At 68.0% G+C, this 14,290-nt stretch carries 15 protein-coding genes and 1 tRNA gene; 11 read left to right on the forward strand and 5 right to left on the reverse strand.

Annotated features, from left to right (window positions below; genetic code table 11):
* From sufB to GGR12_RS08095, 10 genes are read left to right on the forward strand one after another with little or no spacing between them, the layout of a single operon-like run.
* Window positions 1–1,467 (forward strand): Fe-S cluster assembly protein SufB, encoded by a 1,467-nt coding sequence (sufB, locus tag GGR12_RS08050; RefSeq protein WP_183203914.1) that lies wholly within the window; start codon window positions 1–3, stop codon window positions 1,465–1,467.
* A gap of 13 nt (window positions 1,468–1,480) precedes the next feature.
* Window positions 1,481–2,230 (forward strand): Fe-S cluster assembly ATPase SufC, encoded by a 750-nt coding sequence (gene sufC, locus GGR12_RS08055; protein ID WP_183203915.1) that lies wholly within the window; start codon window positions 1,481–1,483, stop codon window positions 2,228–2,230.
* Entirely contained in the window at window positions 2,227–3,255 is a 1,029-nt protein-coding gene (sufD, locus tag GGR12_RS08060; protein WP_183203916.1) for a Fe-S cluster assembly protein SufD, read from the forward strand. Before sufC ends, sufD begins: the two co-directional genes overlap by 4 nt.
* Window positions 3,234–4,472 (forward strand): aminotransferase class V-fold PLP-dependent enzyme, encoded by a 1,239-nt coding sequence (locus GGR12_RS08065; RefSeq protein ID WP_183203917.1) that lies wholly within the window; start codon window positions 3,234–3,236, stop codon window positions 4,470–4,472. The genes sufD and GGR12_RS08065 overlap by 22 nt, the downstream gene beginning before the upstream one ends.
* The gene (locus GGR12_RS08070; RefSeq protein ID WP_183203918.1) at window positions 4,469–4,855 is read left to right on the forward strand and encodes an SUF system Fe-S cluster assembly protein; all 387 of its coding nucleotides are present in this window, start codon (window positions 4,469–4,471) and stop codon (window positions 4,853–4,855) included. Before GGR12_RS08065 ends, GGR12_RS08070 begins: the two co-directional genes overlap by 4 nt.
* Before the next feature lie 7 nt (window positions 4,856–4,862).
* A complete protein-coding gene (locus GGR12_RS08075) occupies window positions 4,863–5,252 on the forward strand; it encodes a HesB/IscA family protein (RefSeq protein ID WP_183203919.1) in 390 nt (129 codons plus the stop codon).
* On the forward strand, window positions 5,252–6,253 hold the full coding sequence (locus tag GGR12_RS08080) for a methionine ABC transporter ATP-binding protein (protein ID WP_183203920.1): 1,002 nt from the start codon (window positions 5,252–5,254) through the stop codon (window positions 6,251–6,253). The genes GGR12_RS08075 and GGR12_RS08080 overlap by 1 nt, the downstream gene beginning before the upstream one ends.
* On the forward strand, window positions 6,253–6,909 hold the full coding sequence (locus GGR12_RS08085) for a methionine ABC transporter permease (protein ID WP_183203921.1): 657 nt from the start codon (window positions 6,253–6,255) through the stop codon (window positions 6,907–6,909). Before GGR12_RS08080 ends, GGR12_RS08085 begins: the two co-directional genes overlap by 1 nt.
* A 24-nt stretch (window positions 6,910–6,933) precedes the next feature.
* Entirely contained in the window at window positions 6,934–7,740 is an 807-nt protein-coding gene (locus tag GGR12_RS08090; protein ID WP_183203922.1) for a MetQ/NlpA family ABC transporter substrate-binding protein, read from the forward strand.
* 3 nt (window positions 7,741–7,743) lie between these two features.
* The gene (locus GGR12_RS08095) at window positions 7,744–8,112 is read left to right on the forward strand and encodes a TfoX/Sxy family protein (protein WP_183203923.1); all 369 of its coding nucleotides are present in this window, start codon (window positions 7,744–7,746) and stop codon (window positions 8,110–8,112) included.
* Here GGR12_RS08095 and GGR12_RS08100 read toward each other — a convergent pair.
* The 3 genes from GGR12_RS08100 to GGR12_RS08110 form a co-directional block, all read right to left on the reverse strand.
* Window positions 8,102–8,887 (reverse strand): lysophospholipid acyltransferase family protein, encoded by a 786-nt coding sequence (locus GGR12_RS08100; protein ID WP_183203924.1) that lies wholly within the window; start codon window positions 8,885–8,887, stop codon window positions 8,102–8,104. The two genes, GGR12_RS08095 and GGR12_RS08100, sit on opposite strands and share 11 nt — an antisense overlap.
* A gap of 38 nt (window positions 8,888–8,925) precedes the next feature.
* Entirely contained in the window at window positions 8,926–9,981 is a 1,056-nt protein-coding gene (locus tag GGR12_RS08105) for a GGDEF domain-containing protein (protein ID WP_183203925.1), read from the reverse strand.
* A gap of 112 nt (window positions 9,982–10,093) precedes the next feature.
* On the reverse strand, window positions 10,094–11,701 hold the full coding sequence (locus GGR12_RS08110; RefSeq protein ID WP_183203926.1) for a DEAD/DEAH box helicase: 1,608 nt from the start codon (window positions 11,699–11,701) through the stop codon (window positions 10,094–10,096).
* 335 nt (window positions 11,702–12,036) lie between these two features.
* Between GGR12_RS08110 and GGR12_RS08115 the strand changes: the two genes are divergently transcribed.
* Window positions 12,037–12,300, forward strand: a complete 264-nt coding sequence (locus GGR12_RS08115) for a hypothetical protein (RefSeq protein ID WP_343053169.1) — start codon at window positions 12,037–12,039, stop codon at window positions 12,298–12,300.
* Between the two features lie 162 nt (window positions 12,301–12,462).
* Here the strand turns inward: GGR12_RS08115 and GGR12_RS08120 are convergent.
* Window positions 12,463–12,539, reverse strand: a tRNA-Asp gene (locus tag GGR12_RS08120).
* Between the two features lie 97 nt (window positions 12,540–12,636).
* On the reverse strand, window positions 12,637–14,262 hold the full coding sequence (locus GGR12_RS08125; protein WP_183203928.1) for an AbgT family transporter: 1,626 nt from the start codon (window positions 14,260–14,262) through the stop codon (window positions 12,637–12,639).
* Window positions 14,263–14,290 lie beyond the last annotated feature (28 nt).

Below are 14,290 nucleotides of genomic sequence, written 5' to 3' on the forward strand. Positions count from 1 at the left end.
ATGGCTGCTGTTCAGGAAACCATCGACGCTGTCGCCGCACTCGAGAAATACGAGCATGGCTTCACCTCGGACATCGAGCAGGAGTTCGCGCCCAAGGGCCTGAACGCCGACATCGTGCGCTTCATCTCGGAGAAGAAGTGCGAGCCGGAGTGGATGCTGGAATGGCGCCTCGCCGCCTTCGAGCGCTGGCAGGCGATGGAGGAACCGACCTGGGCCTCGGTGAAGTACGAGCCGATCGACTACCAGGACCTCTACTACTACGCCGCGCCCAAGGAGAAGGACGGGCCGAAGTCGCTCGACGAGGTCGATCCCGAACTGCTGGCCGTCTACGCCAAGCTGGGCATCCCGCTGAAGGAGCAGGAAGTGCTGGCCGGCGTGCAGGGCGCGCCGCGGGTGGCGGTGGACGCCGTGTTCGACAGCGTCAGCGTGGTCACCACCTTCAAGGCCGAGCTGGCCAAGGTCGGGGTGATTTTCATGCCGATTTCCGAGGCCTTGCGCGAACATCCTGAGCTCGTGCGGCAATATCTGGGATCGGTGGTGCCGGTCTCGGACAACTATTTCTCGGCCCTGAACAGCGCGGTCTTCTCGGACGGCAGCTTCGTCTACATCCCGCCGGGCGTGCGTTGCCCGATGGAGCTGTCGACCTATTTCCGCATCAACGCCAGCCAGACCGGCCAGTTCGAGCGGACCCTGATCATCGCCGACAAGGGCAGCTACGTTTCGTATCTGGAGGGCTGCACGGCTCCGATGCGCGACGAGAACCAGCTGCACGCGGCCGTGGTCGAGATCATCGCCCTGGACGACGCCGAGGTGAAATACTCGACCGTCCAGAACTGGTACCCCGGCGACGCCGAGGGCAAGGGCGGCATCTACAACTTCGTCACCAAACGCGCCGACTGCCGCGGCGACCGCTCGAAGGTGAGCTGGACGCAGGTCGAGACCGGCTCGGCCATCACCTGGAAATACCCCTCCTGCCTGCTGAAGGGCGAGGAGAGCTCGGGCGAGTTCTATTCGATCGCCATCACCAACGGCCGCCAGCAGGCGGACACCGGCACCAAGATGGTGCACCTGGGCAAGAACTCGCGTTCACGCATCATCGCCAAGGCGGTGTCGGCGGGCCGGTCGGACTCGACCTATCGCGGCCTGGTCTCGGTGCACCCGAAGGCGACCGGCGTGCGCAACTTCACCCAGTGCGACAGCCTGCTGATCGGCAAGGAGTGCGGCTCGCACACCGTGCCCTACATCGAGGCCCGCAACGGCTCGGCCCAGCTGGAGCACGAGGCGACCACGACCCGCCTGAGCGAGGACCAGCTGTTCTACGCCCAGCAGCGCGGCCTGTCGGAAGAGGAGGCGGTGGCCCTGTTGGTCAACGGCTTCGTCCGCGACGTGCTGCAGGAACTGCCGATGGAGTTCGCCGTCGAAGCCCAGAAGCTGGTGGCGATCAGCCTTGAAGGTTCGGTCGGATAATCAAGAAGAAACAATGCTCAAGATCAATAACCTCCGCGTCTCTGTCGGCGACAAGCCGATCCTCAAGGGCCTGACGCTCGACGTTCCGGCGGGCGAGGTGCACGCCGTCATGGGGCCGAACGGGGCCGGCAAGTCGACGCTGGGCTACGCCCTGTCGGGTCGGCCCGGCTATGAGGCCAGCGAGGGCTCGGTGAGCTGGAACGGCGACGACCTGCTGGCGCTGGATCCGGCCGAGCGCGCCGCCAAGGGCGTGTTCCTGTCGTTCCAGTATCCGCTGGAGATCCCCGGCGTGCCGGCGATGACCTTCATCCGCACGGCCCTGAACGCACAGAAGCGCGCCCGCGGCGAGGACGAGGTTTCGGCGCCGGCTTTCCTGAAGCTGGTCAAGGCGGCGTCGCAGTCCCTGAAGATGGACTTCGACATGCTGAAGCGGCCGCTGAACGTCGGCTTCTCGGGCGGCGAGAAGAAGCGGATGGAGATCCTGCAGATGGCCCTGCTGGAGCCGTCGCTGCTGATCCTCGACGAGACGGACTCCGGCCTCGACATCGACGCCCTGCGCATCGTCGCCGACGGCGTGAACGCCATGCGCTCGCCGGAACGGTCGATGCTGGTCATCACCCACTACCAGCGCCTGCTGGACTACATCAAACCGGACCGCGTCCACGTGCTGGTCGGCGGCCGCATCGTCGCCTCGGGCGGCCCCGAGCTGGCCCACCAGCTGGAAGCCGAAGGCTACGACCAGTTCCTTCCGGAGGCGGCGTGAACGCTCCGGTTCGCATTGATCTGAAGGACCCGTCCAGCTTCCCCTCGCGGCGCGTCGAGGCGTGGAAGTACACGGACCTGTACCGCTGGCTGCGCGAAACCCCGCCCGCCTCGCCGGAAGGCGCGGTCGAACCGGGCGGCCCGTTCGCGGCGCTGGGCGGCGAGGAGCTGACCTTCGTCAACGGCCGCTGCGATGGCTTCGCGGGCATCGTCGCCGAGGGCGAGGGCCTGACGCCGGTGCGTCTGCGCTTCGTCTCGACGGCCGAGGGCGCGGGTCATCAGGCGCGCGTCACCATCGATGTGAAGCCCGGCGCGTCGCTGACCCTGCTGGAAAGCTATGAAGGCCCGGCGAGGGGCTATGTCTCCAACATCAGCCTGGACATCACGGTCGGGGAGGGTGCTCGCCTGACCCGGGTGATCGTGGCCGAGGACGCCGCCGACGCCATCGGCATCAGCCAGGCGCACATCACCCTGGCCCATGGCGCGACCCTGCATCAGTCGGCCTTCACCGCCGGCGGCAAGTTGCAGCGGCTGGAGACCCAGGTCGAGCATCCCGGCCATGGGGCGTTCGTCCGTCTGGACGCAGCCTACGCCCTGCACGACGCCCGCCACGCCGACCTGACCAGCGTCGTCGACCATCAGGGCCCGGACGGCCGCACCTCGCAGCTGACCAAGGGCGTGGTGCACGACACCGCCCGCGGCGTCTTCCAGGGCAAGATCATCGTCGAGCGCGGCGCCGACGGCACCGACGCCCGGATGGGCCACCACGCCCTGATCCTGTCGGAACGCGGCGAGATCGACGCCAAGCCCGAGCTGATCATCTACGCCGACGACGTTCAGTGCGCGCACGGCAATACCGTCGGCAGTCTGGACCAGAACGCCCTGTTCTACATGCAGCAGCGCGGCATCCCGTTCGAGGAGGCCCGCGCCCTGCTGACCCACGCCTTCCTGATGGAGGTGGTCGACCGCGTCGAGCACGAGGGCGCGAGAGAGGTGGTGCGGGAATGGCTGACGGCTCGCCTGTGACCCGCTTTGATCCCTACGCCGCGCGCGCGCAGTTCCCGATCCTGTCGCGGACGGTGAACGGCAAGCCGCTGGTCTATCTGGACTCGGCTGCCTCAGCGCAGAAGCCGCGCGCGGTGATCGACGCCCTGACGGCGGCGATGGAGGGCAGCTACGCCAACGTCCACCGCGGCCTGCACACCCTCGCCAACGAGACCACAGAAGCCTTCGAAACCGCCCGCGAGAGCGTGGCGCGGTTCCTGAATGCTCCGTCCGAGACCAACATCGTCTGGACCAAGGGCGGCACCGAGGCGATCAACCTCGTCGCTTCCAGCATCGGCCAGTCGATCCAGCCCGGCGACGAGATCATCGTCAGCCAGATGGAGCACCACTCCAACATCGTGCCCTGGCATCTGCTGCGCGAGCGGCGCGGGGCGGTGCTGAAGTGGATTCCGCTGCTGGACGACGGCTCGCTGGACATGGAGGCCTTCGCCGGCCTGCTTGGCCCGAAGACGAAGGTCGTCGCGGTCACCCACATGTCGAACGTGCTGGGCACCATCAATCCGATCGCCGAGATCACCCGGCTGGCCCACGCCGCCGGCGCCCGGGTGCTGATCGACGGCTGCCAGGGCGCGGTGCATGCGACCCCGGACGTTCAGTCCATCGGCTGCGACTACTACGTCCTGACCGGCCACAAGCTGTACGGCCCCTCGGGCATCGGCGTGCTGTACGGCACGGCCGAGGCGCTGGAGGCCCTGCCGCCTTACCAGGGCGGGGGCGAGATGATCGAGTCCGTCGAGATGGATCGGATCACCTATGCGAAGCCGCCGCACCGGTTCGAGGCCGGCACGCCGCCGATCCTCGAGGCCATCGGGCTCGGCGCCGCCATCGAATGGCTGGGCCAGTTCGACCGCGCGGCGATCGCGGCGCATGAGCACGCGCTGTACGACCACGCGGTCGCCCGGCTGGAAGGCGTCGACTGGCTGCGCATCATCGGCACGGCGGAAGGGAAGGGCGCGATCCTGACCTTCACCGTCGACGGCGCTCACGCCCACGACATCGCCCAGGTGATGGACCGCTACGGCGTCGCCGTCCGCGCCGGCCTGCACTGCGCCGAGCCGCTGTCGGCCCGTTTCGGCCTGACGTCGAGCGCCCGGGCCAGCTTCGCCCTATATAATACGACCGAGGACGCCGACGCCTTCGCCGACGCCCTGATCAAGGCCCGTGAGTTCTTTGCATGAGCGACCAGACGACCACTGTTGAAGACGATGGCGGACGCGCTGCGGCCGTGGCTTCGGGCAAGATCAGCCAGCAGGAGCTCGACCATCTGACCGACGAGATCATCACGGCCCTGAAGACGGTGTTCGACCCGGAAATCCCGGTCGACATCTATGAGCTGGGGCTGATCTACAAGGTCGACCTGTCCGACGATCGCGACGTGGCCGTCGAGATGACCCTGACCGCCCCGGGCTGCCCCGTGGCCGGCGAAATGCCGATCTGGGTCGAGCAGGCGGTGATGAAGGTGGAGGGCATCCGCTCGGCTTCGGTCGACCTGACGTTCGATCCGCCGTGGGATCCGTCCAAGATGAGCGACGAAGCCAAACTCGCGCTGAACATGTTCTGAGGCCACGATGAGCGACCTGCAGACCACCACACGTCCCCGCCGCCCGCGCCCCCAGGTCGTCACCCTGACGGACGCCGCCGCCGAACGCGTGAAGGAGCTGATGGCCGGGGCCGACAAGCCCGTCGCCGGCCTGCGCGTCGGCATCAAGAACGGCGGCTGCGCGGGGCAGGAGTACACCTTCGCCTTCGCCGAAAGCGTCGAGCCGCTGGATGAGGTGATCCAGGACAAGGGCGCGACCGTCCTGATCGACCCGAAGGCCGTGCTGTTCCTGTTCGGCACCGAGATCGATTTCGAGACCACGAAGCTGGCGTCCAAATTCGTCTTCCGGAATCCGAACCAGACCGACGCCTGCGGTTGCGGCGAGAGCGTCACCATCACCCCGCTCAAGGCCGACTGATGATCCGGCTGGAGGGGGTTACAAAGCGCTTTAAAAGCGCGGCGGGCGAACGCGTGGCGCTGGACGCCATCGACCTGTCGGTGAAGCCCGGCCAGGTGTTCGGCGTCGTCGGACGCTCGGGCGCCGGCAAGTCGACGCTGATCCGCACGATCAATCTGCTGGAGCGTCCCGACGCCGGCCGTGTGGTCGTCGACGGCCAGAATATGATGGACCTGGCCCCGGCGGAGCTGCGCGCCGCGCGCCGTCGCATCGGCATGATCTTCCAGCACTTCAACCTGCTGAACGCGAAGACCATCGCCGAGAACGTGGCCTTCCCACTGCGCCTCGAGGGCCGGTCCGGTCCGGAGGTCGACCGTCGCGTCGCCGACCTGCTGGAGCGCCTCGGCCTGGCCGAGCATGCCCGCAAGCATCCGTCACAGCTGTCCGGCGGCCAGAAGCAGCGTGTCGGCATCGCCCGCGCCCTGGCCTGCGAGCCGCACGTCCTGCTGTGCGACGAGGCGACCAGCGCGCTGGACCCCGAGACGACCGACGAAATCCTGACACTGCTGGATCAACTGAACCGCGACCTGAACCTGACGGTGGTGCTGATCACCCACCAGATGGAGGTGGTTCGCCGCGTCTGCGACCGCGTCGCCGTGCTGAAGGACGGCCGGGTGGTGGAGGAGGGGGCGACCGCCGACGTCTTCCTGCACCCGCAACACGCCGCCACCCGCGCCATGCTGGCCGAGGGTGAGGAGGCGTTCGACGCCTCGCTGGCGCCTGCCGGCGGCCGTCTGGCGCGCCTGACCTTCCGTGGAAGCTCCACCTATGAGCCCGAACTGAGCCGCGTCGCCCGATCGGTCGGCGTCGACTATTCGATCCTGTCGGGCCGGATCAGCCGCATTCGCGGCGAACCCTACGGCCAGCTGGTCGTAGCCTTCACCGGCGGCGACGCCGAGGCCGCCGTCTCGCAGCTGACGGCCCGCGGCGTGCGCGTCGAAGGCCTGGGGGAGGCCGCCTGATGCTCGACAATATCGACTGGATCGAGATCGGCCGCGCCACCGTCGACACCCTGCTGATGCTCGGCGGGTCGCTGGCCCTGACCGTCCTGTTCGGCGTGCCGCTGGGCGTGCTGCTGTATCTGTCCGGCAAGGGGCGGCTCGCCGCCAATCCGGTGCTGAACGCCGTGCTGTCGTTCGTCGTCAACGTGCTGCGCTCGGTGCCTTTCATCATCCTGCTGATCGTCATGCTGCCCGTGACGGTGCTGCTGGTCGGCACCTCGCTGGGCGTCGCGGGAGCCATTCCGCCGCTGGTGGTCGGAGCCGCGCCCTTCTATGCCCGCCTGGTTGAGACGGCTTTGCGCGAGGTCGACAAGGGCGTGGTCGAGGCGACCCAGGCTATGGGCGGCTCGACCTTCCAGATCGTCACCCGCGCCCTGCTGCCGGAAGCCATGCCGGGGATCATCGCCGGCGCGACCGTCACCGCCATCGCCCTGGTCAGCTACACCGCCATGGCGGGCGTGGTCGGCGCGGGCGGTCTGGGCGACCTGGCCATCCGCTTCGGCTACCAGCGGTTCCAGACCGATGTCATGGTGGTCACCGTCGTCCTGCTGCTCCTGCTGGTGCAGCTTCTCCAGATGATCGGCGACCGCCTGGTCACCGCCGTCTCCCACCGCTGATCGCTCCCCCCGAAAGGCCCTCCCATGCTTCGTCGCTCGCTTCTGATCGCTTCCGCCGCCGCCATGGCGCTCGCTGCCTGCGGTCAGGGCGCAGAGAAGAAGGCCGCCGCCGACGCGCCGCTGCTGGTCGGCGCCACCGCCGTGCCGCACGCCGAGATCCTCGAGCACATCAAGCCGATCCTGGCGGCCCAGGGCGTGAACATCGAGATCAAGGTGTTCAACGACTACGTCCAGCCGAACACCCAGCTGGCCGAGAAGCGGCTGGATGTGAACTACTTCCAGACCAAGCCCTATCTCGACGAGTTCAACGCCGCGCGCGGATCGAACCTCGTCACCGTGGCCGGCATCCACGTTGAACCGCTGGGCGCCTATTCGCGCCGCCACAAGACCATCGCCGACCTGCCGCAGGGCGCCGACGTCGCCGTGCCGAACGACGCCTCGTCGATCGGCCGCGCGCTGATCCTGCTGCAGACCGCCGGCCTGATCCGCCTCAAGGACCCGTCAAACCCGCTGCAGAGCCTGCGCGACATCGCCGAGAACCCGAAGGGTCTGAAATTCCGCGAGCTCGAGTCCGCGACCCTGCCGCGCGTGCTGGACCAGGTCGACCTGGCAGTGATCAACACCAACTACGCCCTCGACGCCGGCCTGAAGCCGAAGACCGACGCCCTGGCGCTGGAAGGCGGCGACAGCCCCTATGTGAACTATCTGGTGGCCCGTCCCGACAACCAGAATGACCCGCGCATCCAGGCGCTGGCCACCGCGCTTCGCAGCCAGGCGGTGAAGGACTTCATCGCGCTGAAGTACGACGGCGCGGTGATCCCGGCGGCCTGACGCATGGCCTATGACGCCGATTTCGGCGAATGGGTGCGCGAGCATTTCGCCGCCCTGGGTTCGCTTGATATCAAGCGGATGTTCGGCGGAGCCGGCGTCTATGCGCACGGCCTGATCTTCGCCCTGCTGGACGATGGCGTCGTCTGGCTGAAGGCCGATGACGTCAATGCGCCGTTGCTGTCGGAGGCGGGCTCGCGGCAGTTCACCTATCCGACGAAGGACGGGGCCGTGATGGCGATGGCCTACTGGTCGCTGCCGGAGAGTGCGCTGGACGATCCGGACGAAGCCGTCGACTGGGCGCGGCAATCGATCGATGCGGCCCTGCGCAAGGCCGCCGCCAAAAAGCCCCGCAAGGCCAGGCCTAAGCCGTAACCGGCACGGCCTTCGCCCGGGCGGCCTCGTCGGGCGCGAGAACCCGTACGGCCGGGGTGACCGGGTTTCCCGTCGCCTCTGCGATCAGTTCGGCCGTCTTGCCTTCCACGGCGGCCTCCAGCCGGGCGAGGAACTCGTCCTTGGGCAGGCCCGTCGGGATGGGCTCGAGGAACTCCAGCGTCGCCGTGCCGGGGTTCTTGCGGAAGGACTCCTGCGGCCAGAACAGGCCGAGGTTGGTCGCCACCGGCACGACCGGCATGTCGAAGTCGCGGTACATGTGCCAGACGCCGGTGCGATAGCGGAATTTCTCGCCGACCTTGGCCAGATTGCCCTCGGGGTAGATCAGGATCTTGCGGCCCTCGCGGTGGGCGTCGGCGGCGCGGTGCTTCAGCGCGTCGCGGGCTTCGCGGCCGCCGCAGTTGTTGACGACGATGGCGCCCAGCTTGCGCAGCACCGTGCCCATCAGCGGGAATTTCTCGAGGTGGTCGCCGGTGACGAAGGCCAGGTCCGAGAACCGGTCGTAGGTGGCGAAGCCGTCGCCCCAGCTCTGGTGCTTAGATGCGATGATGAAGGCGCCCTCGGGCAGGTGGTCGTCGCCCCGGTACTGGATGCGGATGCCGGCCAGCACGTGCATGGCCTGGACCATGCGCTTCACATAGCGGCGGATGATCCAGCTGGTGGCGTGCCGACCCGGGGCCAGGGCGGCGATGACCGCGGCCAGGGTGTAGGAAATCGACAGCGTCCAGTAGGCGACGGCGAAAGCTAGACTGCGCATGGCGTGACTATGCCGCGATTTGCGGCGAGGCCAACCGTTCAGGCGGCCTGGTCGAGGTCCGCGGCCGAGGTGACCCGGTTACGACCGGCCCGCTTGGAGGCGTAGAGGGCCGCATCGGCCCGCTCCAGCAGGGTCGAACCGCATTCGTCGGGCTTCTGCACGGCGAAGCCGGCCGAGATGGTCACCGCGCCCAGATCGTCGTTGGTCGAGCGGCGGCGCAGCGAGCGGGAGGCGATCTCCTTGCGGATGGCCTCCAGCGCGGTGGCCACCTGTGCCGGGGTCTCGCCGGGGAAGATCATGGCGAACTCCTCGCCGCCGTAGCGGGCGGCGACGCGCGGCGCGCGCGCGGAACGGCCGATCACGCTGGCGACGTAGCGCAGCACCTGGTCGCCCGTCTGGTGGCCCCAGGTGTCATTGAAGCGCTTGAAGTGGTCGATATCGATGACGGCGAGGGTCAGCGGCTCGCTCTTGGTTTCGGCCGCCTCGCAGCAGGCCGCCAGATGCTCGTCGAACGCCTTGCGGTTGGCGAGGTTGGTCAGGGCGTCGGTCATCGCGTCGCGGCGCACCTGCTCCAGGTGTTCGCGCAGACGGGCGACCTCGCGGGTCGAGGCGTCGAGCTTCTTCTCCAGCGTCTCGTTCTCGCGCTGCACCTTGCGGGTGGCGGAGCTCAGGCCCGTGACGATGGTCTGCAGGGCTTCGCCGTCGCCGGCCGTGTCGAGGCTGGACGCGGCTTTGTCCAGGGTGTGGCCGTAGGCGGCCTGGGAGCGGTGGGCCTTGGAGATGGCGTCGGCGACGCTGGACAGTTCGCGGTCCAGCACCCGGCCGGCGTCGCGGATCTCTTCGGTCAGGCGCCCGCGCGGCAGGTATTCGGCCGCCAGCATGTCGGCGGTGGCCTCGGTGAAGGGCTCGTCGGCGGCCAGGATGCGGCGGATCTCACGGCCCAGCGGTCCCTCTGGATCGCCGAGGTAGTGCAGCCAGAGTTCGAAATTCAGCGGGGTGGGCCAGACGCCGGAGGCTTCCATCTCGTCGATGACGCGACGAGACAGGCTATACGCCTCCGGACCCCGAAGGGTGGTTTCGACCGACGCGGTCATGCAGACTCCCCCAACCGCCGCCTTTCTGGCGCACGTATCCGGGGACGCTAAAACGGGGTTCCGTAACGTTCGGTTAAGTCTGATCGCGCGCCGACGCCGTCAGCGCCGAAAATCAGCCCTTGATCGAGACCGGACGGCGCAGGAAGGCCGGCACCTCGGCTTCGCCGAACGGACGGCCGTTGCCGGCAGCCCGCGGCTCTTCAGCCTGACGGCCGCCACGGTTGTCCGCCTGACGTTCCGGGGCGCGTTCCTGACGTTCCGGACGACGCTCGTTGCGCTCGCGACGCGGCGCGCGCGGAGCGGCCTCCTCGGCGACGACGGCGGCGGCCTCGACCGGAGCGGCTTCGACGACGGCGGGCGTTTCGACGGGCTTCGTCGAGCGGCGGCTGCGCGAACGGCGGGCCGGAGCCGCGTCGGATTCAGCGGCGGGCAGGGGAGCGGTTTCGACGGCTGCGACGTCTTCGACCACCGGCGCCTCGGCGCGGGGTTCGCGCGGACCGCGGCCCGAACGCTCGCCGCGATCACGGCCGCCGCGCTTGTCGCCACGGCCGCCGTCGCGGCGCGGCTGATCCTTGATGGCGGCGAAGTCGATGCCGTCCAGGGCCAGTTCGACCGGGTCTTTCTTGATAAGCTTCAGCACCTTGTCGAGCGACTTGTCGTCCGACGGGGTGACGATCATGAACGCCTGACCGGTCTTGCCGGCGCGGCCGGTGCGGCCGATGCGGTGCACATAGTCGTCGGCGTGGTGCGAGACGTCGTAGTTGAACACGTGGCTGACGTCCGGGATGTCCAGGCCGCGCGCGGCGACGTCGGAGGCCACCAGAATCTTCAGCGCGCCCGCGCGGAAGTCGGCCAGCGTCTTCATGCGCAGCGACTGATCCAGGTCGCCGTGGATCGGCGCGGCGTCGAAGCCGTGGGTCTTCAGCGACTTGGCGACGATGTCGACTTCCGACTTGCGGTTGCAGAAGACGATGCCGTTCTTCACGTCTTCGCGGCCGACCAGGGCGCGCAGCGCTGTGCGCTTGGCCTTGGGGTCCGAGGTCGGGATGCGGACGATGTACTGGGTGATGGTGTCGGCCGTCATGGCCGGACGCGAGGCCTCGATCCGGGTCGGATCCTTGAGGAACTGCGTCGTCAGGCGGGTGATCTCCGGCGGCATGGTGGCCGAGAAGAACAGGGTCTGGCGGCGCGGCGGCGTCAGCTTGAAGATGCGCTCGATGTCCGGGATGAAGCCCATGTCCAGCATGCGGTCGGCTTCGTCGACGACCATCAGCTCGACGCCCGTCAGCAGCATCTTGCCGCGCTCGAACAGGTCCAGCAGGCGGCCGGGCGTGGCGATCAGGACGTCGACGCCCTTGTTCAGCAGGGCCACCTGGTCACCCATGGAGACGCCGCCGATCAGCAGCGCCCAGGTCAGTTTGGTGCCCTTGGCGTATTTGGCGAAGCTTTCGGCGACCTGGTCGGCCAGTTCGCGGGTCGGGGCCAGCACCAGGGCGCGCGGCATGCGGGCCTTGGCACGGCCGGAGGCGAGGCGATCGACCATCGGCAGGGTGAAGGCGGCGGTCTTGCCGGTGCCCGTCTGGGCGATGCCCAGCACGTCACGGCCGGCGAGGGCGACCGGAATGGCGGCGGCCTGAATGGGGGTGGCGGTGGTGTAGCCGGTATCGGCGACCGCTTGCAGGGTCGTGGGCGAAAGGCCCAGCTGGGAAAATTCGGTCATGGATCCTTGGGACTGGAATACGACGTCCCGCGCATCGGGCCGTCTTTGCGATGTCGCGGAACCGCCCTTGCCGTGGGCGAGCGGGCGGCGCGAATTCGCCAGTCCTGTCCCGAAACGTGGGCCGCATATAGAAGCCCCCACGCCAGAGTCAACTATTCGTGGGTTAACCATGCAGGGGTTGGCATAACCTAACAGGGTGTTAATAGTTCGCGCAGGGAAGGGTTTTAGTGAGGGGTAATATGTTGCGTGCGCTTGCCGTAGCGACATTTGCAGTCGCCTGTCTGTTCGCCGGCCCAGGCCGTGCGGACATGAATTCTGCTTTCGGAAACACGGTCGTGTCCCGTTACCCCGACGGCGGATGGGTGAAGCATTGGTTCAACCCTGACGGCAGCTATGCGGCGCAATTCTCCGACGGCCGTCGCCTGTCGGCCCGCTGGAGCCTTGAGGGCGAGCGAATCTGCCTGACCAACATGCGTCCGAACATGCTGATCCCGCGCTTCTGCACCACGATGATCGACGCCGACGTCGGCGAAACCTGGCAATCGCGCGACCCGCTGGGCCGCCGCGTGCAGAACATCCTGGTCGCCGGCCGGCAATAAGGCCGGCCACAGCCTGCTGACATCCTGAAGGCGATCTCGCGTCCGGCGACGGCGCGAGCGCCTGTGCGCACGCCGTCGAGGGCGGACGGCGCGAAACCATGACTGGCGTTCTGATTTATCGAAGAGGGGAAGGGCGGTGCGCCATTCCTTCATCAGAAGGAATGGCGCGAGTGACGGGGCTCGAACCCGCGACCTCCGGCGTGACAGGCCGGCACTCTAACCAACTGAGCTACACCCGCGTTTCCCGGCCGAAGCGCTGGTGCGCCGCGGCGAGGGGCGTCGTTTAGGCGGGGGGGCGGCGCACTGTCAAGCGCGTCCCGAAAGGAATTCGAACGATCAACGTTCGGGCGCCTTCGCGGCGCCCGCAGCGGCGGGTTCGGGCGGGGCGTGAGGGCCCGAAATTCCGCCGTCCGCCGGGAATTGCGCGGCCGTCGCTGGGGCGGGCGGCGTGTAGTGCACGCCGACGCCCGGCCCCAGCGGCAGGTCCAGCGCCACCCACAGCGCCACCATGGTCAGGCCCGCCACCAGGAACGATCCGGCGTAGGGCAGCATGGTCGACATCAGCGAGCCGAGGCCGAATCCGGGAACCCAGCGCTGGGCGAAGGTCAGGATCAGCGGGAAATAGCTCATCAGCGGGGTGGCGATGTTGGTGACCGAATCCCCCATCCGGTAGGCGGCCGTCGTCATCTCCGGGCTGATTCCCAGCAGCATGAACATCGGCACCACGATCGGGGCCAGCGCCGACCATTTGGCCGAGGCCGAGCCGACGAACAGATCGAAGAAGCAGGACACCAGCACCACGCTGATCAGCAGCAGGGGCGTGGGCAGCTGGACGCGCTGCAGGTGTTCGGCGGCGTTGATCGCCAGAATCGGACCCAGGCCCGACCAGTTGAACATCGCCACGAAGTGCGCGGCGAAGAACACCAGCACGAGGTAGGGCGCCAGCTGGACCAGGCCCTCGCGCATCATGCGCACCAGGTCGCGGTGGCTGGTCACGCTGCCTGAGCCGATCCCGAAGGCCGCGCCCGAGACGAAGAAGGTGATGGCGAAGAAGGCCGCCAGCGACTTGTAGAGCGGGTTGAAGCGCTGCGCCGCTTCTGCGTCCGGATCGACGAACGGCGACACCGGCAGGTTGGTGATCAGCACCCACAGGGCGATCATCCCGAGAATGGCCAGGCCGGCGAAGGCCAGGCCGCGCTTGTCGCCGGGCGTCAGCGGGGCCTTCTCCTCGACGGAGGCCGTGGCGCCCTCCGGGTTCCACTTGCCCAGCCGCGGCTCGATGATCCGGTCGGTGATGAACCAGACGATCGGGGTGAAGACGATCACGACGCCGACGATGAAGAACCAGTTGCCGGCGATGTTCACCGAATAGGACGGGTCGATCAGGTGGGCGGCGGGCTCGGTGATTCCCAGCAGCAGGGCGTCCTGGGCGCCGGGCACCAGATTGCCCGCATAGCCGCCGGATACGGCCGCGAATCCCGCCGCCAGCCCCGCCAGCGGGTGTCGGCCCGCGGCGGCGAAGATCACGGCGGCCAGTGGGATGACCACGACATAGGCGGCGTCCGAGGCGTGGTGCGAGACCATGCCCGTGATGACCACGACCGGCGTCAGCAGGAAGCGGGGCGCGTTCAGCAGGGCGCCGCGGATGGCGGTGGTGAACAGGCCGCTGCGTTCGGCGACCGACGCGCCATAGATGATGGTGACGACGATCCCCAGTGGCGGGAAGTCCGCCAGGGTCTGGGGCATGCCGATGATCAGCTGGGCCAGATTCTCGGCCGACAGCAGGCTTTCGGCCTTCAGGGTGTCGCCGGTGACCGGATTGACCGCGGACCAGCCGAGGCCCGCTCCGACAAGGCTGAGGACGATCAGACCACCGATCAGCCAGAGGAACAGGAACACCGGGTCAGGCAGTTTATTGCCGACACGTTCAATGGCGTTGAGCACGCGGGATCCGACGGCCATGCGCGCCCTCCGACAGGTTTCAGGTGAG

Source organism: Brevundimonas lenta, assembly GCF_014196335.1.
Lineage (GTDB): Bacteria > Pseudomonadota > Alphaproteobacteria > Caulobacterales > Caulobacteraceae > Brevundimonas > Brevundimonas lenta.